This is a genomic window from Stenotrophomonas sp. STEN083, from assembly GCF_056759195.1.
Map to the genome: position 1 here is coordinate 40,075 of NZ_JBRRCU010000008.1, position 25,323 is coordinate 65,397.

A 25,323-nucleotide genomic window follows, 5' to 3' on the forward strand; every position below is an offset into this window, starting at 1 on the left:
TAAACCACAAGCTCAGGAAAACTAATCATGGGAGCGGTCCTGCCGTTGTTGGCACTGCGCGCATTTGTAGAGACAGGCCGGCACGGCAGTTTGAAGGCCGCCGCGGAAGTCATGGGCGTTACCCCAGGTGCGGTGAGTCAGCAGTTGAAACTGCTGAGCGATCGAACCGGTGTCACCCTGTTCACCCGCAATCGCCACGGTGTTGCGCTCAGTCCTGCGGGCGCGCAGGTGTATCCAGCGTTGCTTCGCGCCTTCGATAGCATCCAGGACAGCATGGCTGTGCTGGAAGCAATCAATGGGCGGCAGACCCTTACCATCAGTACAGTGCCGGGGTTTGCTGCGTCCTGGTTGGTGCCACGTTTGGGCCGCTTTACCGAGAAGCACCCGGACATAGAGGTGCGTGTTGAAGCCTCCTCTGCTTTGGTTGATCTACGCCGTGACCGGATCGACATCGCGATTCGTCACGGGCTTGGCGCGTACCCGGGGCTGGTTTCACGACACCTGGCTTCGCCGGTCTTCCTGCCAGTGGCGAATCCTGGGTTGCTGGCGGGCGGCAAGCCGATCCGCAAGTCAATCGATTGTCTCAAGTACCCGCTATTGCAGGACTCGGATCGCAGTGATTGGCGCCTTTGGTTCAAAGCGCTTGGTGTGACGGGTGATCCGCGTATTGAGCGAGGCCCAGCGTTCGATGACGACGTTCTGTTGATCCGCGCGGCGGAGGCGGGGCAGGGCATTGCGCTGGTGCGCGATGTGTACGTGCAGGCGGAGGTGGCCAGCGGCCGCCTGGTGGTCGCGCTGGACCAGCCCTGGCCCACCGAGTTTGCCTACTACGCCGTGACCCTTCCCGGAGCAGACGAGAAACCGGCCATCGCCGCATTTCTGTCCTGGGTGCAGAACGAAGCTCAGGGCAAAGATGCATTGGCTTGATTTCAGACTGCTGCCACAGTCGCGGCAGCGCGGCATAGATAGCTGAGCTGCCGGTTGGGCAGAACGCGTTGCTTGTGAGGTCGCCAAGCAACCGTCCATCGTGAAGCTTGAGCCTTGGGGGTTCGTGCTTGCTGCATGCCGACGCGGACGCCACAGCGTTGAAAAACGGTTCGCGTGCTGGTTCCGCGACAAAAAATTATTGCTGGAACCCCTTGACCTTCCAATGGCGGGAATCTCTAGACTTCGCGCTGACACAGGGGGGGCAATGGAGGACGCAGGGAGTTCGGCGCGCCATTGCCGCCAAGTCCATTCGTTCGAATCACCTTTCGCACGCGATGCAGTCCAGCTTTGGTCTCAAACCGAAGCGCGGCATGAAAAGACACCACAATAACGATGAGGACGTCGTCATGAACAATGCTTCCAGCCCGCATGCAATCGTCTACACAACACCAACTTGCCCTGACTGCCGAATGCTCAAGGATTGGCTCAGCCGTGCGGGAGTGACGTTCGAGGAACGCGACCTGACCGACCCGGCGATCAGGGACGAGGCCAAGGCGCGTACCGGTGTGCGTGTTGCTCCGATCACCTTGGTAGGCGAGCAGGTCTTCTACGGTACGTTCGCCTCGCAAAAACCAGGTTTGGTCGAGGCGCTCGGCTTGTCGAACACTGCCTGAGTAGCTGCCATGACGAATCACCTTGAAGTCCTGCAGACCGGTGTCATCATCGCGGTGCCGGCAGGCGTCACGATTCTGGACGCCGCGCTCGCCAATGGAATTGCCTATCCACACGGATGTCGCTCGGGTCGCTGTGGGTCGTGCAAAACCCGCCTCGTCAGCGGGCAGGTCGAATGTCTCGAACACAGCCGCTTTGCGTTGACGCAGGAAGAGAAATCTCAAGGATTGGTTTTGGCCTGTCGTGCCATTCCAACAACGGATGGGGTCGTCAGCTGGCTTGATGACGATCAGGTTGTTACGCATCCGCTCCGCCGCCTGAACTGCAAGGTGACGCTGATTGAAGCAGCTACGCACGACATCAATCGTATCCAGGTGGCCAACGATGAGGGCGAACCGTTGAGCTTTGCTCCCGGCCAGTATGTTCGTCTCACCATCCCTGGACTGCCAGGCCGTGATTACTCTATTGCCACCCCATCCGGGAGCGAGGTGTTGGAGTTCCACGTTCGTCGAGTGCCCGGCGGGGTGGTGAGTGAGCCCATCCATGCGCAGCTGAAGCTGGGTGCCCCAGTGCTGGTTGAAGGCCCATTTGGATCTTCGTTCCTGCGCGAACAGCACGGTGGGCCAATGCTATGCATCGCCGGCGGCTCGGGTCTTGCACCGATCAAATGCATCGTTGATGCAGCATTGGCGAATGGTATGCGCCAGCCGATACATGTCTACTTCGGCGTTAGAAGCAGCAGAGATCTTTACCTCGTTGAGCATTTCCAGAATCTGACGGGGCAGCATTCCAACCTGACATTCACCCCCGTGCTGTCAGATGTCTCCGGGGAAAGTACTTGGCGCACCGGGCTGGTCACAGAGGCTGTTGCAGAAGACCTGCAGGATCTTGATGGCTGGAAAGCCTATTGCGCGGGACCGCCCGGGATGGTTGAAGCGGCCATCCGGATTACCAAGGCCAATGGTCTGCGGTCGGGAGATCTGCACGCGGATGTGTTCCATACGCCGGGATGAGGACTCTATGGGCTCCTGGGAGCATGGGCTCGCTCCTGGGTCCATCAACAAAGGAACGCACAAGCGTGCACGGAAAAGTCGTCATGGAAAGTGGTGCTCATGATGCTACCCGGCGCTGATGGCGCGTTACGCTTACAAACGCGGGGCTAGTTGGTCCAGCAGGTTGGGGGGCTTGGCCTGCTGCTATTTTCTGGAGACATAGGGCTGGTCCGGCACGGACCAGCGCCATGGCAGATCCACGGCTTTGGATATCCCAACACGAGGACCTATTACCGGCGTGGCAGGTGGGGGCATTCCATCGGACACAATCCGGATGCCGCGATCACCGCTCACCAGATCAGCGCCGTCATACGTGCGGTCAATTCCGAATGCTTGAGAAAGTTTCCCAGGGCCGTTGGCCAGATCGATAGGACGCTTTGCAGCAGGCCTGAGCAGATACATGAGCTCCAACTTGTCCAAGGGTTGCGCTGCCCTGAGCAGCACGCCGACACCCTCACCGACCTCGCCGCAGACTGCATTGCTTCCCCAGTGCATGCCATAGGTGAAGTAGACATATAGATGCCCCGGAGGGCCGAACATCGTTGCGTTGCGCGCGGTCTTGCCGCGGAATGAGTGAGCAGCGGGATCTTCGCTGCCGGCGTAGGCCTCCACTTCAACGATGCGCGCACCGCGGCCGTCGTCATGTAGCAGGATCTTGTTCAGCAGCTCCGGCGCCACCACAGTGGGATGCCTGCGATAGAACTCGCGTGGCAGCACCAGCTTGCGTTCAAGAAGAGACTTCATGTGCCGATCCTACCCGCAACCAAGAGCCTGCGCGTGGGCCCGCTGTCAGCAGGGCTCCTTGGGAAGTCCTGCCATCCACCTTCGATGCGTTCCAGTCGACGCCCCTGGATGCAGCGTTGCCCAGCGCGAAGTGGGGCAGGCCGGGATTGCTCCCACAGTAGTTGTCGCAGCCGAGCAACTTCCGCCGCGTCAACGCTGTCTGCGGCGGCCATCTGCCGTTCGAGTTGCTTCAATTCGGCTTCAATTTTCGCCTGCTGCTCTGGCGTGGGAGTCAGTGCACGTTCCTACGCAGCCACTTGCCGTCGTGCATTCCACTCGATCAAACCCATGGCGATCAGGATGGCTGCGATGACCAGGATGATCGCCCGCAACCAGAATCTGGACTCGTCCGAAGGCAGGGCATTGGCGGAATTTCGGGCCCCATGCCGGTGTCGTGGACGGATCTCCACCTCGCTGAGATCGGCATTGCCGAATGTTGGCTCCTGGCGTTTTCGTTCCATGAAATACTCCGGTACGGCTCTTACTCCATCCCGCAACTTGCCCCTGCGCAGGTCATCGTGTTGTAGTCCAGCAGCGTTGAATGACCTGGGTTGCCTGTGGGGCGCGGAACACCGTAGGGCACGATGAAGGTAGCCGAGTGGGCGCCGTACAGCCCCGCAGGAATCTGCATCGCTTTCAGCACGACGTAGCCGTTATGCAGGTACGACCGGCTACGCCGGTTGTCGCTCGCACCGGATACGGGCGGGACATCTTTCTTGTTTGCGGCGTCGTAGGCGACTTGCCATTCCTGTGCGTCGCTGGACCTCGCCTCACGCAGCAAGCCCTTGGCAACGGCATCGCGCAAGCCTGCTTCGCCGGCCAGCGGCGCGCTACGGTCGCGGAATTGGTCTGGAGACTGGCTGGCATCGGTCATCATCCCTGTACCGGTCGCAGCCCCTACGGGAACGAAGCCGTTGTTGGCGATAAATACGCGCGCCACTGGCTGACCAAACAGCCGTCGCGCGATCGGGTTGATCTGGTCAAGCTTGCGCTCGCTAAGATAGAAGTAGCCGCACGCGCCTTTGTTGTCGTAGCTGCTGTTCAAGCGAGGCACCGATGCCGGCAAGCCGGCAATGGTCTGCCGGTGATAGCCGCTGACCAACACACCGACGATACGCGTCTGTGGTGACCAGCCAATATTCCAGACGGTGGGCTCGTAAGCGCCGAGCATCAACACAACGGGGGCGCTTGTCTCGTTCACGGCGACGTCGATCTGGGTCGCCTCGTGGCCGCTTTGGTCTATCTGGTAGTCCAGCTTGCGGCCGGAATAGGCACCGGCGGCGTAGATGATGAACTTTGCAGGCAAGCCTGGCATTTCGCAGGCCGTAGGGCCAGAAGGGGGCGCTGCAGCGACGTTGGGTTGGAACGGTACCAGGCGGGCTTCTGTAGCCGGTACGGCGCTTTCGTTAGGCGGTGCCGATGCGCTGGTGGGAACAGATGAAACGGCGCCGCTTTTACTGGCAGGGTCGATATCAGCAGCGTGCGAAACAGGCGGGGGTGAAGCGTCCCCACCTGCATCCGCACCGGCAAGGCTTCCTCCCTGCCTTTCCTGCTCCTGCGGGCGATCAAGAAAACCACAGCCCGCCAACAACACCAGCGCGAACAGCATGCCCGCAGCATTCCCCGTGTTCATCAAAGATCCCCATGTCGTGGCGCAATCCTATGGCCAGGCGAGGGCGCTGTCGACTGCCCCAGCGGGTGCCGGGATGCAGGCCATCGGCAGTGCGGGAGATCTGCGGAAACAGGGGGGGGCTTTGGTCGCTGCGGAACGATTCGGAATCTGAGTTCGCTGCGCCGCCAATATTTGATGGCGCATCACCATATTCAGCGTTCTTTTGAATCGCCGATAGTTCTGCCCTATCCGCGGGGCCAGAACTACCGTTTCAATCAAGCTATGCCACCTCACCAATCGGTAGGCGCATAGTCCTTCAGGAACTGACCCCAGACGTGCTCACCGCTGTTGAAGCCGTGGATGATCGGGTCGACGATGCGGGCGGCACCGTCGATGATGTCCAACGGTGGGTGGAAGCGTTCTTCCTGCACCTTGCGGGCGGCCAGGCCTGCCGGATCTTCGTCGGTCACCCAGCCGGTATCCACGCTGTTCATATGGATGCCGTCGTTCTGGTAATCGGCCGCCGAGGTACGCGTCATCATGTTCAACGCGGCCTTGGCCATATTGGTATGCGGATGGCGGGTGGTCTTGAAGTTGCGGTAGAACTGGCCTTCCATGGCTGACACGTTGACGATGTGCTTGTCGCGTTCGGGCGTTGCCAGCATCAGCGGCTTCAGGCGGGCGTTGATGATGAACGGTGCGATGGCATTGACCAGCTGGGTTTCCAGCAGCTCCACTGACGGCACCTCGGCCATGCGCAGGCGCCAGGAGTTGCTGTCGCGCAGATCCACCTGCTGCAGATCCTGGTCCAGGCGGCCATCGGGGAATAGATGGCGCTGGCCCAATAGTTCGTCAGCCAGCAGCGGCACTTGCGATAGCTCGGCAGCGCGGGTCAAACCGTCAGTACCGACACCGTGCGGCGACGGCAGCGCGGCGGCCGCGACCGGCAGCAGGTCGGCGCTTCGCAGGCCCTCGTAGTTCCCGATCAGCTTGCGGATGGTTTCCGGCAGGCTCTGCACGGCAGCGGTTTCGCCGGCCATCATGTGCGCGTAGAACTGCGGCGGGCGGCGCACGGTCTGGCAGGCATTGTTGATGATGAAGTCCAGGCGCGTACGCGTGGCCAGCAGTTCACTGCAGAACGCTTCCACGCTGGGCGTGTGGCGCAGATCCAGCCCGTATACCTGCAGGCGATGGCCCCACACCGCGAAATCAGGTTCTTCGGCATAACGCGCCGCCGAGTCGCGCGGGAAGCGGGTGGTCACGATCAGTTCGGCGCCGGCACGCAGCAGCTTCAAGCCGGCCTGGTAGCCGATCTTTACCCGGCCGCCGGTCAGCAGCGCCACACGTCCGCGCAGGTCCGCGGTCTCGGTGCGCTTGATGTAGTTCAAATCGGCGCAGACCGGGCACATCTGGTCGTAGAAGTGATGCAGCTGGGTGAACTTCTGCTTGCACACGTAGCAGTGACGCAGTTCGGGCGAATGCACCGGCGCTTCGGCTGCAGCAGCGCCTTCACCATTGCTGGCATCGTGCAGGCCGGCGGCGTGCGGCGGGAAGTAGTTCGGGGTGCTGAATACCGGCTTGCGGCGCAGGGCGCGGATACCGGTCTGTTCCAGCAGTGCCTCGGATTTGCGCACCTTTTCCTGATGGCGCTCACGCGCCTGCTTTTTGAGCATCTGCCGGCGCGCCTTGGGTTCGGGATGGAAAACCTTGGCCACGACCTGATGCAGGCGCACGCGATCTGCTTCGGGCAGCGTATCGAGCATGCCGCGATCGGCTTCAATGGCCTCCAGCAGATCCAGCGCTTCGCGCAGGCGATCAGCCAAGGGCAGGGCAGGGGCAACAGCAGTGTCGGTGGTGTTCAAATGACAATCCGGAAAGTGCGGCGGCAAGCCGTGAATGGACAGCAGAGCGATGACCGCCTCGATGCGGGTCCATGCTGTAGCGGACCGGGAACGCCTGGTCGGCGGCAATTGTCCCAGATATCAGGGGGTTGGCGCCAATGCGGGCCGTTGTGGTCGGCTAAATCACCACTTTGCCCATGTTGAAGGCCACAAGGGCGGGAATTTGGCCGACGAGAACGCCTTCAGGAGCCTGACGTGCCTTTGCTGAACCGGCGGGCCGGGCAGAACCGTGGGCTGGGCAGAGCGGGAGAACTGTAAGTCCCTTTGAGAGACTGCTGGGAGGGGTCGGGCGTCAGCTGCAGTGCCAGTTCGCTCCGCTAACCGGCCAATGATGTGCGCGGGTCCACGCTGGGGCCCGCGCCCATTGGGTTACTGCGTCCCGCGAACCGCGAACTTGGCTTCGTTGTTCGTGTTGAGCCGGCCGAGCACGAAGTCCTGGCGGATCGCATCCGCCCAGATCTGTGCGATCAACCTGTATACCTCTTCGGTTGGATGGGCGCCGTCGCTGGTGGTGGTGGAGAACGCAATGGTGGGATCGGTGGGCGGAGCACCGTAACGCACCTGCACACCTTTCGGCTGGGCCTTGCGCAGAAGACCGTAGGCGTTGAGGTTCGTGCAGACATGCTCCATTGGGGTGTAGAGATCGACGATCCCGGCCCGGTTGTTGCGGAAGTTGGCACTGATCTCGGCAGCGAGCTCGTTGCCAAAATTCAGCGATCCTTCGTTGAAACCAAGGACCTTGTCCGTTGCCTCCTGCCCCAGATAGCGCACCGCACTCTGTGGGTTGGGCAGGTTTCCAAAGAGAAACGCGGCGCTGCTGTCCACTGCGATGATGTCCTGACAGATCTGGCTCATCTGCAGCGCGACTGCTTTCATGTCGGTGGGATCGCGCTCGTTGGTGACTAGATCGTTGAGCCCAAACCAGATCAGATAGAGACCGTTGCCGGCCGGCGGGCCATGAAGATGCAGGTCGTTGATGTACCTGTCCGCCTGTTCGCGGAACGTACCAAGCCCCGCCGCCCACCGATCGCCGCCCCCCATCGAGCCACCTTCAGCATAGTTGGCGTAGGCAAGCGGACTGTTCGCGGGGGAGCCGGTAGCGCTTGCCGGGTTCCAGGTAAGGTGCGGCAGCGCCGCTGTTTCTGAGGTGTTCTTGTCCACGCGAATCAGTGGTTGGCCTCCAGCCCACTCCCAGATGAAATCCGTCCAGTTGCGATTGTCGCTGTAGCGGTTTACCTGGTTGGTCCGCATCAGGCCGAACAACGACGCAATGGCGCCGGTGACAGTCTTCCGCTTGACCCCGATGTCGGACATGCTGTCGCCAAAGACGATCAGCCGCGAAATGTTGACGCTCATGGTTGCTCTCCCTGCATGGGTTTGGTTTTAGATCACGTCGTAGCCGCGGCCGATCAGGGTCGTGCCCTTGAACCGGTAGGTCTTGTTGCTGGGCCCCTCGAGGGCAACGTTCATGATCTCGCCCCACGGGTCCCATATCAGCCCGGTCTTGCACCAGGCCTTCAGGCGCAAACCCTGCGCATCACCAGGAACATCGACGGTCTGGTTCCAGCCGGCCGTTTTGTTGCCGGACTCCCACTTGCGGTCTACGACCGGGTTGCCACTGGCATCGGTCTCGCGCCAGGTGACCTCGGCTTTGGCAATGTAGGCGCCCCTGTTCTCGAATCTGACGAATCCGTTCGGGTAGCGAACGCACTGTGTCTCGGTGTATTCGGTGGGAAACCCGATCATCGCGAAGCGGTTGTCCTTGAGGAAGGCAACCTGGTAGGCCACCGGCAGGCCGGGGTTGTCCCTGCGGTAGGTGGCTCCGTTCTGGATGTAATCACGCAAGCCCTTCATCGCCTGATCGGAACTGCCTGTGAACACCGCCAGCGGCGTCTCGGCGCCGCCACCAATGGCGACCGCACTGAAGGTTGAGTTCTTGATGATCGACTGGTACTTCTGCGAAAGGTCGCTGCCTACTGTCACACCACCGGACGTCGCCTGTTCAAACGCGCCTTTCAGGTTGATCGAACTGTCGACGACCGAGGTCTCCATCTTCACCATCAGGATCCGGCCGTAGTCGACGCTGCGGACATAGGCTGGCGGGTGTTCGTTGCTGAAGCACTCCCGTGCTTGCTCGGTAGTCACAGAGTCGGCGAAAACGTTGGCCGCGCCTTCAGGGCTATCCATCGTCACGGTGTAGAAGACCTGTTTGAAGTAGGCCACGACAACGGATTTCTCCGTATTGCTCACCGCGCTGAACTGCGAAGAGATGTTGCCGCTTGCCCACTTGGAATGGAATCCCAGGTCGAGTGCGGTCTGTTCGGAGGAGAACGCTTGGGTGACCTGCATGAAGGAGCGCGCGGCGTTTACGTAACCTTGGCTCTTGGGATCGTTATTCCAGCTTTCGAGCACATCGTTGACGTATTTTTGGACCGAAGAGCCACTGGGCATGACTTTACGGTGCGCATTCTTCAATCCGGGCAGGTCAATGGACAGAGTGCATTCCCTGCGTTCGAGGGCAGCCAGTGGTGTGGGCCTGCCTTCCATCAGGTCCTCGTCAGCGAGGATCAGCGCGCCCGGAAATACCACGCCAGCTGCCGGGCTCATGATCGCGACCTCCGAGAGGTTCTTTTTCAGGCTGGTCTTGGTCTTGGTACAGATCACTACCGCATTGGATTGCGTGGTCCGTTCCTTTACGGGTAACGCCTGGGTGGCGCCGTCCTCGACGACGCTCAGCAGTATCCTCGGGTCGTAGGAGAGTCCAGAGATGTATTCGCTCAGTTTCATATCGATTTCCTCGTTGGTGGTTGACGCAGGATCGATGCTGAAACCGCAGCGGCCGCGCCACCATGACGGGATGGATCAATCAGGGACGTTCCGTATCAGCGCCGTCGCTGGCTTTCGCCGGGAGCCGCAGCTAGCGCGCGCGATCGGTGTACGACGTGCATGGATCGAAGTGCGTCCCTGCATGCTCCCGGCGTCACTCCATACACCTGCTTGAAACGACGACTGAAGTGGCGCAGACATTCGAAGCCACAGTTCGCGGCGATCGTGCTGATGGGTATGCGTGGCGGCGACCGTGCGAACAAGGTAAGCACGTTCTGGAAGCGGATGCGCTGGATGTGCGCGGCGACGGAGATGTTGTTGGCCACGAAGGCGCGGTAGAGGGTGGCCCGCGAGCAGCGCAACTCCCGAGCCAGCCTTTCCGGATCAAGCAGGGGGTTGGCGAAGTGAGCAGAGATGTAGCCGCACGCATCGGTGAAGGTTTCCCGTAATAGCGGCGATTGGCTGGTGTCGACAGGGCACATCTGAGTTTTCAGGCGCACGGTCCGGTGCAGGTCATCTACTAGGTTCATCCGTTTCCCCGCTGGTGGCTTGCCGCTTGCACTCCGGCAGTGGAGGCGAAGGCGGCAGCAGTTAACAAAGCAGCATCGGGGCCGATAATGTTTTCCGGAGGTGTGATTCTCAACGGGGAGCGTTTGCGCCCAGCTCAAGCGGACTTGCGTCGCGCTCCAGGCTGATGAAGCAGATGCTGCTTGAGTTCGAGCATCAGCTTGCGAACATCCGGCGGGAGCTGGTGCAACCACGGTTGAAATCCGCCTTCTTCCACAGACGCTGCCATGCGGCACTCCATTGCACCGCGACCAAGCAGTAGCCAATCCGCTGATACATCGAGTACGTCACATAAAGCGATGACATTGCTGATGGTCATGTTCCCTTGGACGCGCCATCGACTGACGGCACTCTCGGTGACGCCGAGGCGGTACGCCAGAACGCTCAACTTGTTGAATCCCCGATGGCGCATGGCGTAACTCAGGCGGGCGCCGCGTGCGGCGACATCCGTACCTCGTAGGTGACTGGTTCCTTGCTTCATGTGCTTCCGTGCTCTCCTGTGTTGTGCTGACTTCCGTAACGATTGTCCCGTGGCGTCAGCATGCTCAGAAAAGGCGTTGCACATGGTTTGAATTCCTGCCGACAGCAGGCCCTGGAACGGTCGTGAACGCCGCGAGCAACCCACGCAGCGCAGTTTTGGGCGGTCAGGGTGCTGGCCTAGGATGTCAGGACCATCGCAGGCTTTGTGGGAAGCAGCATTTGGCTGCTGGTCCTTTCTGCCAAAGATGTGACGCGGAGCTACTCCTCTGGCTCGAGTAGCACCTTTCTCCCGTGTGACTGTTGTTCCGCATGAAACGTAAGAGCGCAGCGCAAGATAAGGGCGAGGGACTTGCAAGCATCGCGGCGAACTTGGCAGCTGCCCTGCTTGGCGAATGTTGGTGCGGAGGATCGGAATGATCACGAGTGCGCGCAATCAGTTCCACGGCAGGGTCAGCGCCGTGGCGGCGGGTGCAGTGAACGATGAATTGCAGATTGAAATCGCGCTCGGGCGTGCGGTCGTGGCGACCATCACCCTTGGCAGCATGGAGTCGCTGTGGCTGAAGATTGGCATGGCAGCCTATGCAGTGATTCAGGCATCGCCAGCGCTACTGGCGCAGGGCAAAGACACGTGGTGTTCGGCGCGCAATCAGTTCAACGGCACGGTGCGGAGGCGTCGTTAACGACGAAGTGGTGGTGGATATAGGCCACAGCTGAAGTCTTGTTGCAGTCATCACCCTGGCCGGGACAGTCGCGTTGGAGCTCGAGGAGGGCGGCCCGGCGGTGGTGTTGTTCAACGCATCCAGGGTGATCATCGGCGTATCGATGTGACGCAGTAACAAGGTCGTAATCGGGCGTGCCTTGTCGCCCCGAACAACGAACCCGAAGCCGTCAGCGCTGGCAGGTGCCTACCTGGGCATCCACAGGCTGCGCGGTAAACAGGCCGAGTTGGGCCAGAACTACGCCAAGCTGATGTGCACCGGCACTGATTTGTAGGAAGGCGTGCCGCTGGCAGGGTCAATGTAGCTCAATGGGATAAGGCAGTTCCCTTCCGGGTAGTACGTCGCTACCGAGCCACGGGATATCTGATAGCTGACAGCAATGACGTTCTCAAGAACCCTGTCGCCCTCGTTGTCCAGCGCCGTCTTTACACGAATCCGATCTCCATGATGGATCCCGCGCTCGCTCATGTCCGCATCGTTCATGAAAACCACGTCACGGCGACCGAAGACACCACGGTAGCGATCATCCAGGCTGTAGATCGTGGTGTTGTACTGGTCATGGCTGCGGATGGTGGCCAGCTTCAGGACCGCCTTGTCGACGGGTTTCGGGTCTTCAGCCAAACCCGAGAAACGGAGGAACTCAGCCTTGCCCGATGAAGTCCGCCAGATGCGTTCGGTAGGCGGCAAAGGCAGACGGAAGCCGCCAGGAATACGTATCCTGGCGTTGTAGTCCGAGAAATCGGGGAACACAGCTTCGATGGCTTCACGTATCAGGTCGTAGTCAGCCACCATTTCCATCCACTGCACGCGACTCGATGGCAGGGTGGCGCTGGCGAGGCCTGCGACGATTGCCGGCTCAGAACGCAGCTGTTGAGAGGCGGGTTTCAGTTTGCCCCGTGATGCATGCACCATCGACATCGAGTCTTCCACGGTGACCGCCTGCGGGCCGGTGGCTTGAATGTCCAGCTCGGTCCGGCCGAGGCAGGGCAGGATGAAGGTGTTCTTGCAGACCAGCAGATGACTACGATTGAGCTTGGTCGCAACGTGCACCGACATCTCCAGGCTACGCATGCCTGCGAAACAAGCGTCGCCATCAGGGAGCGCGACTGCCAGATTTCCGCCGAGGCAGATCAGCACGGTCGAGCGGCCTTCAATGATGGCCTGCATGGCAGCAACGGCATCGTGGCCATGCTCGCCTGGCGCGCGGAATCCGAACCGTTTTTCGATTCGGTCGATCACCTCGACGCTGGGCTTTTCGGTGATGCCGACGCTGCGGTCCCCCTGCACATTGGAGTGCCCGCGTAACGGACAGATACCTGCACCGGGCTTGCCGAAGTTGCCACGCAGGAGCAGCAGGTTGGCAATCTGCTGGACATTCCTGGTGCCCGTGCTGTGCTGGGTAATCCCCATGCCGTAGGTGATGATGGTGGCGTTGGATTTGGCATAGGCCTGGGCGACCTTGCGCAGGTCGTCCTCATGCAAGCCTGATTCGGACACGATTGCGTCCCAACTCGCTGTCTGCAGGTCTTCGGCGAGGGCGTCGAATCCCCGGGTGTGTTCTTCAATGAACGCGCGATCCAGAATGCCGGCGTCTCCGCCCTCGGCAGCGTCCATCTCCAGCAGTGCCTTCATGATGCCTTTCAGCGCTGCGGCATCGCCACCTATGCGCGGCTGCAGATAGGAAGAGGCGATCTCCGTTGCCCCTAGTGTTGCCATCTCCAGCGCATCCTGCGGATCAGCGAAGCGCTCCAGGGCGCGTTCCCGCAGCGGATTGAGCACGATAATGGGGGCGCCGCGGCGTGCGACTTCGTGCAGCGTTCCCATCATGCGGGGGTGATTGGTTCCCGGGTTGTGCCCGATGGAAATGATCAGCTCGCAGGCGTCGAAATCATCCAGCGAGACGGTGCCCTTGCCGATGCCTATGGAAGACGGCAGACCAACGCTGGTGGCCTCGTGGCACATATTGGAGCAGTCGGGGAAATTGTTCGTTCCGTATTCACGGGCGAAGATCTGGTAGAGGAATGCAGCCTCATTGGAGGCACGCCCGGAGGTATAGAACTCCACCATGTTCGGGTCTGGCTGGTCACGCAGAACCTGCCCGATCCGGCTGAGCGCCTCATCCCACTCCACGGCCTCATAGATGTCCTTCTCTGGGTTGTAGGCCAAGGGATGGGTCAGGCGCCCTTGATCCTCCAACTGGAAATCCGTCATTTCCAGAAGCGAGGAAACGGTATTGGATGCAAAGAACTCCGGGGTGACCCGCTTCTTGGTGGCCTCCCAGGTCACGGCCTTTGCACCGTTCTCGCAGAACTGGAAGGTGGAGGTGTGGTGGCGGTCGGGCCAGGCGCAGCCAGGACAATCGAAGCCTTCCGGCTTGTTGGTCCTGAACAGCGTTATCGCAGCTTCCGGGGCTGCCATCTGATCACTGATCGCCTTCGCAGTCGCCCTGAGCGCCCCCCATCCGCCTGCCGGAGCATCGTATTTGCGAATGCCTGGGATGTCTTTTTCAGTCATTTTGATGCCTCACTCTCATATGGGCACATCAAAGCAGGGGAGGGCGAGCCTGAAACCGGTGGCCGACGAGGACGATCAGTCTGTGTTACTTGGATGCGCCTATGGAACGTCTGATTTTCGCCAGCACTGTAGAACTCAGTCGAGACGAAGTGATCATCAAGCGAAGCTCACAAACGGTGGCACCAGGATTTCATCCCAGGCAACGCGACACTTCCAGATACGGCTGCAACACTGAGCGTGCGAATGTTGTTTTCATGTGATTTCCGGCCAGGGACGTTCTGCCATCGTTCTGCCCTTTTTTTTCGGCGTCGCCAACCCTATTCAAATCCAAGCAATCGCTCGGGATGCGAATACACGTTGAATCGATCACGCCGGGCGAAGCCGATCAGGCAGATGCCCGCCGCGTTCGCCAGGTCGATGGCGAGTGCCGTCGGCGCAGAAACTGCCGCAACAACGGCGATGCCAGCGTGCGCCGCCTTGCTCACCATTTCATAACTGGCCCGACTCGATATGAGAACAAGGCCTGCTTCGGTCGATATAGACCCTCGACGCAGGCCGCCGATCAGCTTGTCCAGCGCGTTGTGCCGACCCACATCCTCTCGAACATGTGATATCCGACCGTCCAACTCCACCCAGGCAGCGGCATGGGTGGAACCGGTAGCCAGGTTCATGGGCTGCATTCTAGGAAGAGATGACAGCGCCAACCGCAATGAGGCCACAGGAAATGTCGCGCTTCTTTCAATCGGTGGTGTCAGGCGCACGACGTCTTCCAGCAGTCGTGCGCCGCACAGACCGCATCCGCTACGCCCGGGTAGCGCCCGGCTCGAGTTGGCTGACAGGGAAGCCGCCGGCGCCGAGCTGATCACCTGAATATGTATCTCGATGCCTTCGATGCAGGGGCTTATTTCGATACCGATCAACTCGGAAGCATTCGCGATCAGGCCTTCAGTCAGGGAAAAGCCCAGTGCCAAATCTTCAAGGTCTGATGGTGTGGCCATCATTACCGAGAAGGGTGCATCGTTGTAACGCATCGCAACAGGGACTTCCTCGGCGACGCTGTCGACGATCTGGCTCCGCTGGCCCTTGCACCAGCGGACCGTTCGTCTAGCGGCGACTCCCATGGGCGTTTCGTCAACAGAAGCTGGATCGACTCTGGACATGCGGGCGGCGACCTGACGGTTGGCTGGGCGATGTGGAGTTCTGGAGCACACTTCTTGGGTCGAAGAATAGCTCAACCATGTGACCGGCGCGCCCAGGTGGGTGCAGTAACACGGAAGCTACCGCCAGCCGGTCGAGATCGGGCCGATTGCCTGTGAGGCACTGGCCAAGGCAATCTTGACCCGATGGCCGACTGGAAATTCGATTGCCTGAGGCTGCCCTCACCGCGGCAGCCAGTTCACACCTTCGTACCGGCTTCATAGCTGGACATCTTTGCAGCGTTGAGGAAACAAAGATCACCATGGTGACCGCAACAAGCTCCACGATAATCGTTTGCCTTGGTGCCTGTGCCGCCCTGGTCCTATGCGAGTACCGCGGCTGGAAAGTCGGCAAGATCTTGCTGAAAATCGTCGCCAGTACGGCCTTCCTGGCATTGGCGCTTCAGCTCGACGCGACAGCATCGACCTATGGTCTATTGATCCTGCTGGGGCTCGGGCTTAGTTGGACGGGTGATGTCTTCCTGCTGTCTCAGAAGAGTCGCTTCTTCCTGTTTGGCCTCGCCAGCTTCCTGCTTGCGCATGTTGCTTACGCGATGGCGTTCGCATCGCTTCCTATCGCAAGTACCGCACTGGCGATAGCGTTCGCTGTCATGAGCTGTCTCGGAATCGCGGTAGTCGCATGGCTTTGGAGCCATTTGAAAGCCTTCTATCGCGTCGCGGTTGCGGCATACGTGACAGCTATTGTTGCCATGTGCGCGCTGGCGATCGCCGTAAGCGCTGCCTCCGGAATGTGGCAGCTTGCAGCTGCTGCGGTGATGTTTGCTATCTCGGACGTCGCTGTTGCCCGCAATCGTTTCGTCGCACCGGGTGCCAGCAACAAGATTTGGGGGTTGCCGCTCTACTATGTTGCCCAGATCATCCTGGCAACGTCAGTTACCGGGGGGCATGCAAGTGCTGGCTGATCACAGCATGGATGCTGGCCCGGTGCTGCAATGCGTCCGCCGACAAGCGATAATCCAATGGAGCGACCAACTCTGAGCAAGCTCGCATGGGACTTCTGACCTTCTGCCTGAACATCACCCTCGACGGTTGTGTCGACCACCAGGAGGGAATCGCCGACGACGAGACCCACGCTTTCTTCAGTCGTCTGATGGACGATGCTGGGGCGATGCTTTGGGGGCGCGTGACCTACGAGCTGATGGAGGCCTATTGGCTGGGGGTCGCCCGTGGCGATGAAGAGGCCACGCTGGCGATGCGCGAATGGGCCGTCAAGCTGGAGACAAAGCCGAAGTACGTGGTGTCGTCCACGCGAACGGACTTCCCGTGGACCAACAGCCACCATATCTTTGGAGACTTGCGCACGAGCGTGCAGAAACTCAAGGATGCGACCCCGGCCGGGGTGCTTCTCGGTAGCGGCATGCTCGCTACCGAGCTGGACAGGCTCGATCTGATCGACGAGTACAGGTTTCTCGTCCACCCCAGGGTCGCCGGGCACGGGCCAACTCTGTACCAGCGCGGGTTGAACCATACGCGACGATTGGAGCTGATCTCATCGACGCCACTTCACAACGGCGCAGTCGCCATGCACTACCGGCGTGCGTGCGGTTCATAACCGGGTGCGGCGGAAGATTGCGTTTCTACGGCCCAATCGACATTTCGACTAGACCTCGATACTCGCTTCTGACGGTTATCGAATTCATAGCCCGGGCGGCCTGCATGCTCACCCGGGCCACACAACTCAGGCCAACAGCTCGCGACGCACGATCTCTGCACCTGCACTGAGCGCTTGCAACTTTCCTCTGGCCACATGACGGGGCAGCGGTGCCATGCCGCAGTTGGTGGACGGATAGAGCTTGTCTGCGTCCACAAACCGCAGTGCCTTGCGCAGGGTAGTGGCCACATCCTCGGCGGTCTCGATGATATCGCTGGCCACGTCGATCGCGCCCACCATTACTTTCTTGCCACGTACCAGTTCGATCAGGTCAATGGGCACATGCGAGTTCTGGCATTCCAGCGAAATGATGTCGATGTTCGACTGCTGCAGCTTCGGGAAGGACTCTTCGTACTGGCGCCACTCCGAGCCCAGGGTCTTCTTCCAGTCGGTATTGGCCTTGATGCCGTAGCCGTAACAGATGTGCACGGCGGTCTCGCATTTGAGCCCTTCAATCGCGCGCTCCAGGGCGGCAACACCCCAATCGTTAACTTCGTCAAAGAAGACATTGAAGGCGGGTTCGTCGAACTGGATGATGTCGACGCCCGCAGCTTCCAGTTCCTTGGCTTCCTGATTGAGAATCCTGGCGAACTCCCAGGCCAGCTTTTCGCGGCTCTTGTAATGGTCGTCGTAGAGCGTGTCGATCATCGTCATCGGGCCGGGCAGCGCCCATTTGATCGGCTGCTTGGTCTGCTGGCGCAGGAACTTGGCATCCTCGACGAATACCGGCTTCTGCCGGCTGACAGCGCCTACGACGGTTGGCACGCTGGCGTCGTAACGGTTGCGGATCCGCACGGTCTCGCGCTTTTCGAAGTCAACGCCGTCCAGGTGTTCGATGAAGGTGGTGACGAAGTGCTGGCGCGTCTGCTCACCATCACTGACGATGTCGATACCTGCCTGCAACTGTTCGTGCAGCGAGAGGCGGAGTGCATCCTGCTTGCCTTCAAGCAATTCTTCGTCCTGCAGCTTCCACGGCGACCAGAGCTTCTCCGGCTGGGCAAGCCAGATGGGTTTTGGCAGGCTGCCGGCGGTTGAGGTAGGCAACAATTTCTTCATGGCGGTTTGTTTCGTATTCCTTGGAGTGATCAGAGCGCGCGGGCGGCGGCCCACTGTTCCAGCGTTTGGCGGTGAGGCTTGATAAAGTTCTCTTCGGTGAAACGTCCCTGCTTGATTGCCAACTGACCGCGTTCCTCACGGTCATAGACAATCTTTGTCAGTGAGTAGTCCTGATGCTTCAAGCTTGGCTGGTAGACACTTCCTGCCGCAGAGTTTGCGTTGTAGATCTCGGGCCGATAGATCTTCTGGAAGGTTTCCATCGTGCTGATGGTGCCGATCAGTTCCAGGTCGGTGTAGTCGCCCAACAGGTCGCCGAAGAAATAGAACGCCAACGGCGCAACGCTGTCCGGCGGCATGAAGAAACGGACCTGCATCCCCATCTTGGCGAAGTACTGGTCGGTTGAGGACAGCTCGTTCTGCAGGTACTCCACGCCCAGCGCCGGGTGCTGGTTGGCGGTGCGGTGGTAGATCTTGCTGCTGGACGCGCTGATGCAGATCACCGGAAGCTTGTTGAAATTTTCCTTGTAGGCAAGCGAGTTCACGAAGTGCTTGAACAGCTTTCCGTGCAGGTCGCCAAAATCATCCGGTGCGGCAAAAGCGGTCCGGTTGCTGTTGTAGTCCGGCAACAGCACGCTGAAATCGTAGTCACGCACGTAGGAAGAGAAGTTGTTTCCCACGATTCCGTCGATGCGCGCCTTGGTCCGGCTGTCTACGATGGTCGTTTTCAGTATCTCGATCAGCGGAAACGCATCTGCCTTGCCTGCGCCGGAAACCTCCATTTCGGCGGAGATGATCTCGAGCTCGACGGCATAGCGGTCGCCCATTGGGTTGTCCCAATCGGCAAGGCTGTTGAACCGGTTGTCGATCATCTTCAGCGTATTGCGCAGGTTTTCCTGGCGGCTATTGCCTCTGGCCAGGTTGGCGAAGTTGGTCGTCAGCCGCGTACTGTCCAATGGCTGGTAGTTTTCATCGAAGCTGATGCGCTTGATGCTGAACTCAAAGCTTTCTTTCATGGGGGCGCTACCGTAGGTTCTGCGGATGAGGGCCGGCACAGCGTCTTGCTGATTCGGCAGGGGGAATCGCTGTCAGGCTGCGGCGATGGTTCGGGTGATGTTTGTGGCCATGGGGCGAGTCAGTTCGAGCACCGGCAATGCGCGCTCGACTGCCAGCCTGGCGCGTTGGATCAGGTCCTCGTTGCCCAACGTGTGGCCGGCGAAGTCCTTGTCGGTCGCGTACACGCCCAGCGGCAAGGTGCGCGCCTGGAAGAAACTGAAAAGTGGCCGCAACTGGTGTTCGATCATCAGCGCATGGCGCTCGCTGCCGCCTGTGGCGGCCAACAGAACCGGTGTGTCGATCAGCGCGTCCTGGTCGACAAAGTCGAAGAAGTGCTTGAACAGCCCCGTGTACGAGCCGCGGTAGACCGGCGTGGCCACCACCAGAACATCCGCCTGCTCGACTGCTGACAGAGCGAGCTCCAGCGTATCCGGCAGCTCACTGCGCCTGACGGTGCCGGCCATGTGCGGGGCGAGCTGGCCCAGCTCGACAAGCTGGGTTTCGCAGTGAACCTCGGCTGCAATCAGGTTCGACAGGTGCTCGACCAGGGCTGCGGCCTTGGAGGGGCGGTGCAGCCCACCGGAGACCGCGACGACGCGAAGTGGGGGAGGGTGAGTCATTTCTGCCTTCTTGGGGGCGGGATCGTCAGCCAGCTGAATGGAGCTGCTGGTGAGGTTCGATCCTAGTTGGGGTTTTCCATGACGTAAAATGGTTTAATTTCACAATTCCATGAAGAAAATTCATTCATATGCTTGAGCGCATCCATCTGAGCATCGTCCAACAGGTCGAAAAGCAGGGCTCGTTGACGGCCGCAGCGGGCGTGTTGAACCTGACCCAGTCAGCCCTGAGCCACAGCATCCGCAAGCTCGAACAGCAGCTGGGTACTGACATCTGGCTACGCGAGGGTCGAAGCCTGCGGCTTACCCAATCCGGGCAGTACCTGTTGGCGGTGGCTAACCGGGTGTTGCCGCAACTGGACCTGGCCGAGGAACGGCTGGGCCAGTTCGCGCAGGGCGAGCGCGGCGAGCTGCGCATCGGCATGGAATGCCATCCCTGCTACCAGTGGCTGCTCAAGGTGGTGTCGCCCTATCTGGCGGCATGGCCGGATGTCGACGTGGATGTCAGGCAGAAGTTCCAGTTCGGCGGAATCGGCGCGCTGTTCGGCTACGAGATCGACCTGCTGGTGACGCCCGATCCCTTGTTCAAGCCGGGCCTGAAGTTCGAGCCCGTGTTCGATTACGAGCAGGTGTTGGTCGTAGCCAAAGACCATCCACTGGCGTCGGCGGCGTACGTGAAGCCGCCGCAGCTTACCCGCGAGGTACTGATCAGTTATCCGGTGGATATCGAGCGCCTGGATATCTACAGCCAGTTCCTGCTGCCTGCGGGCATCACCCCCAGACGGCACAAAGCCATCGAAACTACCGACATCATGGTGCAGATGGTGGCCAGCGGCCGCGGTGTGGCGGCACTGCCACGCTGGTTGGTGGAGGAGTATGCAAGCAGAATGGACGTGGTGCCGGTGCGGCTGGGCGCACGCGGCATCGCCAAGCAGATCTTCCTCGGTGCACGTGAGACGGACACCAGCATCGACTACGTGCGAGCTTTCATCGAACTGGCTCGGCATTCAACCGCGGTGGCTACTTCGAGCATTGAAGAGGCGGCCGACAACAAGCCGCGTCGTTGAATGCAGACCACTGCCGCTGCTTGACGCACACCACAAGCAAGCGGTTCACCGGCACCTGGTACGCTCAACCAGCGAGCGGGGCGGAGCGCTCACTTGAAAGCTATTACGGTAAGACCCTTGAATCATCCCGATATACCCATGTACGTGAACGACATCACCGCTGGTTCCTCCTTGGAAGTGAGCGCAAAAGCTCTTCCAGCGCTGACCGCAGCAGCAGCCCGGATCGCATCCGGATCGACCGTTTTCATTCCCTACCTGCCGGGTGAAGACAACGCAGCCCGGTTGGCTGCAGCCGCAACGGTTCGTGGACTGGGCTTTGAACCCATGTTGCATGTACCGGCAAGGCGCATTGCCTCGCTCGCTGAGCTGGAGTCGTTCATCAGTCGTGCATCTGATGAGGCCGGTGTCGAGCGTTGCTTTGTGATTGCCGGAGACTCGCCAAACCAAAAAGGTCCGTTTGCGGATAGCGCGTCATTGATTGAAACGGGTGTGCTCGAACGCTCAGGTATCAAGCTCGTTGGAGTGGCAGGGCATCCTGAAGGCCACCCGATAATGAAAGAAAGCGAGCGCTGGGAGATGCTTGAACGCAAGTGCAGCAGCATTGAAGGCCGAGGCATGGCGCCGCTGATCGTCACCCAGTTTGGGTTTGATGCCGATATCGTATTGACCTGGCTTTCGGCACTGCGCGAGCGCGGCATCGAGTACCCGGTGCGTGTGGGCGTGCCAGGTCCAGCAGGTGTTGTGGTGCTCGCACGCTACGCCGCGATGTGCGGCGTCAGCGCGAGCGCGTCGATCTGGTCCAAGTACGGCATCTCGATCGGTAAGCTGTTTGGAACGGCCGGGCCTGATCGTTTTGTCGACCGCCTGGCCAGCGGGCTGACCGAAGCACATGGAACGGTCCGCCTGCATATCTTTCCATTCGGCGGTATCGCACAGTCCGTGGAATGGGTAGAGCAGTATCGCGGGCGTCACTAGCTGGGGTACGCATGGCGAAGCTGTCGCCGGATGAGGGCTGCTGCGATCAAACAGCCGGAATACCGGGCTATGCTCCATTGAACGTGCAGCCAGTGACGTCGAGGGAGGGCAGATGCGGCGCCTGTATCCGAAACAACGAATCGCGAGCAATGGCGGATCCAACGCATGCGACGGCAGTTTGACCAGCGCTACGCGAATGACCGCGGCGCAGCGGCTTCGGTTTCTGGCGGCATGGGCGGTCCCAGGCGCTCAAACGCTTGTGAATCAGCGCGGCGTGGACGTGCAGTTGCCTATGAGGCGGCGGGGGTCAAACGCGACCTTGCCATGTCCAGCTATTGGGACAATGTCGTTCACAGTGCCTGCAAATGAGGGTTGTAGCGGCAAAAACACCGGCGGATCTTTGATTACTCACAAGTTGGGAAGTGTGCAAAATACTGAGGCGATCTGTTTCAGAAATTTGCATGTGAGGGGAGAGGCTGCTACCTCTAGCACATGCTCGGATAGGTGGGAGAGGAAGAGGATGATTCATGTTTCTCAAAATTGCGCAATACAGGTTTCGTTGACTGATCATAGTCATCGCCTATATCGCCACTCCAGCGGTGTACGCAGAATCTGTAAAGTCGCCGTGCTGGGTGCCCTGCTGATGTCAGCGTTTTCGGCTAACGCCGAGCCAACAGTGGTTACTGACGATGTCGAGCGCTTCTATAGGATATATGACGCTGCCGGCGGCCATCCTTCGGCGGACCAGCTGCAGCGCGAGTATCTGGATCAAGGCTCAGATGGCCTGAAGCACTTTGCGAAGATCCGCAATATCACTGGAGAACGCATTGCCAAGACGATTGCCGATCGTCCCGAAATCTACGATCAGGCCCGTCAATGCGCTGTTGTACTCCCCCAGGTGAAAGCGAGAGTCGGCGCCGCTTTGAACCGTTTCGCCGAGCTGTACGCGGACGCAAGCTTTCCAGCGGTCACTGTTTCTGTGGGGCGAGGGCGCCCTGTAGCGGTGGCGGGCCCGAACGATGGAATCAATATTGGCCTTGAAGCGCTTTGTGCGACAGCCTTCATCAACCCCGATGTTGAAGACCGATTCGTACGCGTAATGGTGCATGAGTTTGTTCATGTGCAGCAGGTGCCGGAGCTTACCGACAAACCCCAGCCGACCGTGCTTGATTTGTCGCTGGTCGAAGGTTCAGCCGAGTTTGTGACCGAGCTTCTCACTGGTGACGTCGCGTACGCTTATATGGCAGACCTGGTGGCAGGGCGTGAGGCTGAAATCGAGCAGGCCTTCGTTCCCGACATGGATGCGACCGATCTGTCCAAATGGCTGTACAACTCGACCCCTTCGAAACCCGGTGATCTAGGCTACTGGGTAGGTTACCGAATTGCGAAGACCTATTATTCCAAGGCCGCTGACAAGCGCCAGGCCTTGAGGACAATTATCTCGATGAGGGATGCGAAGGAGTTCCTGGCCATGAGTGGATGGACGCCAGAACGTTTGTCTGCGCAGAAAGCCGGTTCGGGTGATAGCCAGCTTGAGTCTCCATAGAGCGAGCTGGTTCCTGTAGAGATAATCCGCTTTCTCAATGGATTGATTGAAGCGCTAGCTATTGCTGGAACAAAGATCTCGAACGGACTGCTGGTTGCGTTCCGAGGGGCTTTCATCTTCTTTGATCGCGTCATTAATCAGCAAAATTGTACGACAGAACAAGGCGCGGAACTGATACTCCGGGATCTGCGCTACACAGAGGTGCAATAAGCTCGCGGCCTGCCAACCATTCCAGGTCGGGGCCTTCCAATGGCGCTGCGCTTCTTGTGCTGCGGTCGTAGGAAGGGAGCGGCTCCCCCGTTTCCGCGGGGCCCGGCGACCCTCGGCCGAAAGCTAACGCTGGTCCGGCCGAGGGGGGAGCAGGAGGCGGCATCGGGCGCAGTTGTCGCGACGTCGCCCTGCGAAGAATCATGTCGTCGCTTCTGCAAAGCGGCGTTGTTCAAAAGTGGCTGAAGTGGTTGCGCATTCATTATTTTTTGTAACCACATCTTCACAGAGATTTTAGGTGGACTTGGCGAGCGTTGGACCTCACCTTCATCGGCCAGGTCGCCATGGCACGCCCTATCTGGACTGGAACCCTGTCATTTGGCTTGTTGAACATTCCCGTTTCGCTGATGTCTGGCGAGCGACGCGTGGATTTGAGCTTCCGCATGCTGGATTCCCGCGACAAGAAGCCAATCCGCTTCGAACGAGTCAACGCCGATACCGGTGAAGAGGTGCCCTGGAAGGATATCGTCAAGGCATTTGAGTACGACAAGGGCAGCTATGTGGTGGTCGAGAAGGAGGATATTGCCTCTGCTGCGCCACAGACACATGAGTCGGTTGATGTGGAAGCCTTCGTCGACCGCGACGAGATTGGCATGCGGTTCTACGAGAAGCCCTACATCCTGGTACCTGGAAAGAAGGCGGAGAAGGGTTATGTACTGCTGCGTGAGACACTGAAAAGCACCGGAAAGGTTGGCGTAGCGCGGGTAGTTATTCGGACTCGTGAGTATCTGTGTGCCGTTGTTCCTGAAGATGATGCGCTGGTGTTGATGATGCTGCGCTACCCGCAGGAGTTGGTCGAACCGGACGACTACAAGCTACCCACCGGCAAACCCAGTGACTATCGCATCGCACCGAAAGAAATGCAGATGGCCAAGGATCTCATCACATCCATGGAGGCGCATTGGAAGCCTGAGACGTATCACGACGAGTTCCGTACACGCTTGGAGGCGATCATCAAGAAGCGGATCAAGGCGAAGGGGGCAACCACGAAGATCGTGGACCATGAAGCGGACGGTCACGAAGATGCAGCGACCAATGTCGTCGACTTCATGGCGCTGCTACAGAAGAGCCTTGAGAGCAATCGCCGTACTCCGGCCGAAAAGAAGCCAGCGGCCAAGAAGCCTGCCCGGAAGTCCACCGCAAAGGTCGCGAAGAAGGCTGCCAAGAAGGCGGTACGCAAGACGTCCTGACAGCCCCATGAGCCGGCGAATCGTGCCACTGGATGGGCTGGGAACGGGCCCGCGAGGACGGTCGTTTCTGTACCTGTTTCCGGTTGCCGGTGAGGACTTTGGCAAGCTCGGCATCGCGCGGGATCCTCTGGTTCGGTTGCAGGCGTTCTCCCGCAGGTATTACGACTTCTTCGATTTGAGGCAAGGCTGGTTGGTGGAGGCCGAATCCATAGGCGAAGCGCGTAGTTGGGAAACACGTTTGAAGCGGCTATTGAGACTCCATGCAGCACCTGCGCCAATCGAAGTGCCTTCACGCGCTGGTGGCGGTACGGAATGGTTCCGTGGCGCCTCCGTGCAGCTGGTAGCCGCGCGGGAGGAACTGGCGGCGCAGGGATTTCAGGTTCACGCGCCGTTATCGAACTGGGTTGCCGACCAGTTGCTGCCCTGGCGCGATCAACTGGATGGCCTGGAGCGCAGCTTGGTTGCACAACTGGGGGCGGTCGAGAACTGGCACGCGGCCTGGAAGATTCCAACGTTGGCCGCGCTGCGGGACGCGTTGGACGCTTGTATCGTGCTGCAGCTTTCCTTGGAAGGCGCGGTCTCACCGGCCTTGCAGGCTTGGCACCAGCGCAACAGCCTTTCGCCATCATGA

24 protein-coding genes are annotated in these 25,323 nt (G+C 59.8%); 11 read left to right on the forward strand and 13 right to left on the reverse strand.

What is annotated here, in order from left to right; genetic code table 11:
• Positions 1 to 27: 27 nt before the first annotated feature.
• The 3 genes from ACVOK8_RS04375 to ACVOK8_RS04385 all read left to right on the forward strand — a co-directional run bounded on the left by ACVOK8_RS04375 (position 28) and on the right by ACVOK8_RS04385 (position 2,612).
• The gene (locus ACVOK8_RS04375) at positions 28 to 927 is read left to right on the forward strand and encodes a LysR substrate-binding domain-containing protein (protein ID WP_481565741.1); all 900 of its coding nucleotides are present in this window, start codon (positions 28 to 30) and stop codon (positions 925 to 927) included.
• 128 nt (positions 928 to 1,055) lie between these two features.
• Complete coding sequence (locus ACVOK8_RS04380; RefSeq protein WP_481565742.1) at positions 1,056 to 1,601, forward strand: glutaredoxin family protein; 546 nt, start codon at positions 1,056 to 1,058, stop codon at positions 1,599 to 1,601.
• 9 nt (positions 1,602 to 1,610) lie between these two features.
• Positions 1,611 to 2,612 (forward strand): 2Fe-2S iron-sulfur cluster-binding protein, encoded by a 1,002-nt coding sequence (locus tag ACVOK8_RS04385; RefSeq protein ID WP_481565743.1) that lies wholly within the window; start codon positions 1,611 to 1,613, stop codon positions 2,610 to 2,612.
• A gap of 183 nt (positions 2,613 to 2,795) precedes the next feature.
• Here ACVOK8_RS04385 and ACVOK8_RS04390 read toward each other — a convergent pair whose 3' ends face one another.
• The 8 genes from ACVOK8_RS04390 to ACVOK8_RS04425 form a co-directional block, all read right to left on the reverse strand.
• Positions 2,796 to 3,395, reverse strand: a complete 600-nt coding sequence (locus ACVOK8_RS04390; protein WP_481565744.1) for a DNA-3-methyladenine glycosylase — start codon at positions 3,393 to 3,395, stop codon at positions 2,796 to 2,798.
• Positions 3,396 to 3,679: 284 nt separating this feature from the next.
• The gene (locus ACVOK8_RS04395) at positions 3,680 to 3,895 is read right to left on the reverse strand and encodes a hypothetical protein (RefSeq protein ID WP_481565745.1); all 216 of its coding nucleotides are present in this window, start codon (positions 3,893 to 3,895) and stop codon (positions 3,680 to 3,682) included.
• 20 nt (positions 3,896 to 3,915) lie between these two features.
• Positions 3,916 to 5,067, reverse strand: coding sequence for a hypothetical protein (locus tag ACVOK8_RS04400; RefSeq protein ID WP_481565746.1), 1,152 nt, complete (start codon positions 5,065 to 5,067; stop codon positions 3,916 to 3,918).
• Positions 5,068 to 5,336: 269 nt separating this feature from the next.
• Complete coding sequence (locus ACVOK8_RS04405) at positions 5,337 to 6,908, reverse strand: SDR family NAD(P)-dependent oxidoreductase (RefSeq protein ID WP_481565747.1); 1,572 nt, start codon at positions 6,906 to 6,908, stop codon at positions 5,337 to 5,339.
• A gap of 408 nt (positions 6,909 to 7,316) precedes the next feature.
• Positions 7,317 to 8,303, reverse strand: a complete 987-nt coding sequence (locus tag ACVOK8_RS04410; RefSeq protein WP_481565748.1) for an SGNH/GDSL hydrolase family protein — start codon at positions 8,301 to 8,303, stop codon at positions 7,317 to 7,319.
• 27 nt (positions 8,304 to 8,330) lie between these two features.
• Positions 8,331 to 9,734, reverse strand: coding sequence for a thiol-activated cytolysin family protein (locus ACVOK8_RS04415; protein WP_481565749.1), 1,404 nt, complete (start codon positions 9,732 to 9,734; stop codon positions 8,331 to 8,333).
• A 95-nt stretch (positions 9,735 to 9,829) separates the two neighbouring features.
• Entirely contained in the window at positions 9,830 to 10,303 is a 474-nt protein-coding gene (locus tag ACVOK8_RS04420; RefSeq protein ID WP_481565750.1) for a helix-turn-helix transcriptional regulator, read from the reverse strand.
• A gap of 134 nt (positions 10,304 to 10,437) precedes the next feature.
• A complete protein-coding gene (locus ACVOK8_RS04425) occupies positions 10,438 to 10,821 on the reverse strand; it encodes a helix-turn-helix domain-containing protein (protein ID WP_481565751.1) in 384 nt (127 codons plus the stop codon).
• A 412-nt stretch (positions 10,822 to 11,233) separates the two neighbouring features.
• Between ACVOK8_RS04425 and ACVOK8_RS04430 the strand changes: the two genes are divergently transcribed.
• Positions 11,234 to 11,500, forward strand: a complete 267-nt coding sequence (locus ACVOK8_RS04430) for a TOBE domain-containing protein (protein WP_481565752.1) — start codon at positions 11,234 to 11,236, stop codon at positions 11,498 to 11,500.
• 276 nt (positions 11,501 to 11,776) lie between these two features.
• On the opposite strand, the gene ACVOK8_RS04435 is transcribed toward ACVOK8_RS04430, so the two are convergent.
• Both ACVOK8_RS04435 and fdhD read right to left on the reverse strand, forming a co-directional pair.
• On the reverse strand, positions 11,777 to 14,053 hold the full coding sequence (locus ACVOK8_RS04435) for an FdhF/YdeP family oxidoreductase (protein WP_481565753.1): 2,277 nt from the start codon (positions 14,051 to 14,053) through the stop codon (positions 11,777 to 11,779).
• A gap of 317 nt (positions 14,054 to 14,370) precedes the next feature.
• Positions 14,371 to 15,213, reverse strand: a complete 843-nt coding sequence (gene fdhD / locus ACVOK8_RS04440) for a formate dehydrogenase accessory sulfurtransferase FdhD (RefSeq protein WP_481565754.1) — start codon at positions 15,211 to 15,213, stop codon at positions 14,371 to 14,373.
• A gap of 203 nt (positions 15,214 to 15,416) precedes the next feature.
• Between fdhD and ACVOK8_RS04445 the strand changes: the two genes are divergently transcribed.
• Positions 15,417 to 16,172: a lysoplasmalogenase gene (locus tag ACVOK8_RS04445; RefSeq protein WP_481565755.1), complete on the forward strand. Its 756-nt coding sequence runs from the start codon at positions 15,417 to 15,419 to the stop codon at positions 16,170 to 16,172.
• A gap of 86 nt (positions 16,173 to 16,258) precedes the next feature.
• Positions 16,259 to 16,822: a dihydrofolate reductase family protein gene (locus ACVOK8_RS04450; protein WP_481565756.1), complete on the forward strand. Its 564-nt coding sequence runs from the start codon at positions 16,259 to 16,261 to the stop codon at positions 16,820 to 16,822.
• Positions 16,823 to 16,948: 126 nt separating this feature from the next.
• On the opposite strand, the gene ACVOK8_RS04455 is transcribed toward ACVOK8_RS04450, so the two are convergent.
• The 3 genes from ACVOK8_RS04455 to msuE all read right to left on the reverse strand — a co-directional run bounded on the left by ACVOK8_RS04455 (position 16,949) and on the right by msuE (position 19,650).
• Entirely contained in the window at positions 16,949 to 17,977 is a 1,029-nt protein-coding gene (locus ACVOK8_RS04455) for a methionine synthase (RefSeq protein WP_481565757.1), read from the reverse strand.
• A 29-nt stretch (positions 17,978 to 18,006) separates the two neighbouring features.
• On the reverse strand, positions 18,007 to 18,990 hold the full coding sequence (locus ACVOK8_RS04460; RefSeq protein WP_481565758.1) for a DUF1852 domain-containing protein: 984 nt from the start codon (positions 18,988 to 18,990) through the stop codon (positions 18,007 to 18,009).
• A 72-nt stretch (positions 18,991 to 19,062) separates the two neighbouring features.
• Positions 19,063 to 19,650 (reverse strand): FMN reductase, encoded by a 588-nt coding sequence (gene msuE, locus ACVOK8_RS04465; RefSeq protein WP_481565759.1) that lies wholly within the window; start codon positions 19,648 to 19,650, stop codon positions 19,063 to 19,065.
• 128 nt (positions 19,651 to 19,778) lie between these two features.
• On the opposite strand from msuE, the gene ACVOK8_RS04470 reads away from it, so the two are divergent.
• The 5 genes from ACVOK8_RS04470 (at position 19,779) to ACVOK8_RS04490 (ending at position 25,323) form a co-directional block, all read left to right on the forward strand.
• Positions 19,779 to 20,714 carry a LysR family transcriptional regulator gene (locus tag ACVOK8_RS04470; RefSeq protein WP_481565760.1) on the forward strand — a complete coding sequence of 312 codons (936 nt, stop codon included), beginning with the start codon at positions 19,779 to 19,781 and terminating at the stop codon, positions 20,712 to 20,714.
• Positions 20,715 to 20,852: 138 nt separating this feature from the next.
• A complete protein-coding gene (locus tag ACVOK8_RS04475) occupies positions 20,853 to 21,689 on the forward strand; it encodes a methylenetetrahydrofolate reductase (RefSeq protein WP_481565761.1) in 837 nt (278 codons plus the stop codon).
• Positions 21,690 to 22,209: 520 nt separating this feature from the next.
• Positions 22,210 to 23,235: a DUF2268 domain-containing putative Zn-dependent protease gene (locus ACVOK8_RS04480; protein WP_481565762.1), complete on the forward strand. Its 1,026-nt coding sequence runs from the start codon at positions 22,210 to 22,212 to the stop codon at positions 23,233 to 23,235.
• Between the two features lie 551 nt (positions 23,236 to 23,786).
• On the forward strand, positions 23,787 to 24,692 hold the full coding sequence (gene ku / locus ACVOK8_RS04485; protein ID WP_481565796.1) for a non-homologous end joining protein Ku: 906 nt from the start codon (positions 23,787 to 23,789) through the stop codon (positions 24,690 to 24,692).
• A 7-nt stretch (positions 24,693 to 24,699) separates the two neighbouring features.
• Entirely contained in the window at positions 24,700 to 25,323 is a 624-nt protein-coding gene (locus tag ACVOK8_RS04490) for a GIY-YIG nuclease family protein (RefSeq protein WP_481565763.1), read from the forward strand.

Bases quoted from the DNA above. Each gene is read 5' to 3' on its own strand.
- ACVOK8_RS04375 (WP_481565741.1), top strand. From the start codon at position 28: ATGGGAGCGGTCCTGCCGTTGTTGGCACTGCGCGCATTTGTAGAGACA.
- ACVOK8_RS04385 (WP_481565743.1), top strand. From the start codon at position 1,611: ATGACGAATCACCTTGAAGTCCTGCAGACCGGTGTCATCATCGCGGTG.
- ACVOK8_RS04390 (WP_481565744.1), bottom strand. From the start codon at position 3,395: ATGAAGTCTCTTCTTGAACGCAAGCTGGTGCTGCCACGCGAGTTCTAT.
- ACVOK8_RS04395 (WP_481565745.1), bottom strand. From the start codon at position 3,895: ATGGAACGAAAACGCCAGGAGCCAACATTCGGCAATGCCGATCTCAGC.
- ACVOK8_RS04400 (WP_481565746.1), bottom strand. From the start codon at position 5,067: ATGAACACGGGGAATGCTGCGGGCATGCTGTTCGCGCTGGTGTTGTTG.
- ACVOK8_RS04410 (WP_481565748.1), bottom strand. From the start codon at position 8,303: ATGAGCGTCAACATTTCGCGGCTGATCGTCTTTGGCGACAGCATGTCC.
- ACVOK8_RS04415 (WP_481565749.1), bottom strand. From the start codon at position 9,734: ATGAAACTGAGCGAATACATCTCTGGACTCTCCTACGACCCGAGGATA.
- ACVOK8_RS04420 (WP_481565750.1), bottom strand. From the start codon at position 10,303: ATGAACCTAGTAGATGACCTGCACCGGACCGTGCGCCTGAAAACTCAG.
- ACVOK8_RS04425 (WP_481565751.1), bottom strand. From the start codon at position 10,821: ATGAAGCAAGGAACCAGTCACCTACGAGGTACGGATGTCGCCGCACGC.
- ACVOK8_RS04430 (WP_481565752.1), top strand. From the start codon at position 11,234: ATGATCACGAGTGCGCGCAATCAGTTCCACGGCAGGGTCAGCGCCGTG.
- ACVOK8_RS04435 (WP_481565753.1), bottom strand. From the start codon at position 14,053: ATGACTGAAAAAGACATCCCAGGCATTCGCAAATACGATGCTCCGGCA.
- fdhD (WP_481565754.1), bottom strand. From the start codon at position 15,213: ATGTCCAGAGTCGATCCAGCTTCTGTTGACGAAACGCCCATGGGAGTC.
- ACVOK8_RS04450 (WP_481565756.1), top strand. From the start codon at position 16,259: ATGGGACTTCTGACCTTCTGCCTGAACATCACCCTCGACGGTTGTGTC.
- ACVOK8_RS04455 (WP_481565757.1), bottom strand. From the start codon at position 17,977: ATGAAGAAATTGTTGCCTACCTCAACCGCCGGCAGCCTGCCAAAACCC.
- ACVOK8_RS04460 (WP_481565758.1), bottom strand. From the start codon at position 18,990: ATGAAAGAAAGCTTTGAGTTCAGCATCAAGCGCATCAGCTTCGATGAA.
- msuE (WP_481565759.1), bottom strand. From the start codon at position 19,650: ATGACTCACCCTCCCCCACTTCGCGTCGTCGCGGTCTCCGGTGGGCTG.
- ACVOK8_RS04470 (WP_481565760.1), top strand. From the start codon at position 19,779: ATGCTTGAGCGCATCCATCTGAGCATCGTCCAACAGGTCGAAAAGCAG.
- ACVOK8_RS04475 (WP_481565761.1), top strand. From the start codon at position 20,853: ATGTACGTGAACGACATCACCGCTGGTTCCTCCTTGGAAGTGAGCGCA.
- ACVOK8_RS04480 (WP_481565762.1), top strand. From the start codon at position 22,210: ATGATTCATGTTTCTCAAAATTGCGCAATACAGGTTTCGTTGACTGAT.
- ku (WP_481565796.1), top strand. From the start codon at position 23,787: ATGGCACGCCCTATCTGGACTGGAACCCTGTCATTTGGCTTGTTGAAC.
- ACVOK8_RS04490 (WP_481565763.1), top strand. From the start codon at position 24,700: ATGAGCCGGCGAATCGTGCCACTGGATGGGCTGGGAACGGGCCCGCGA.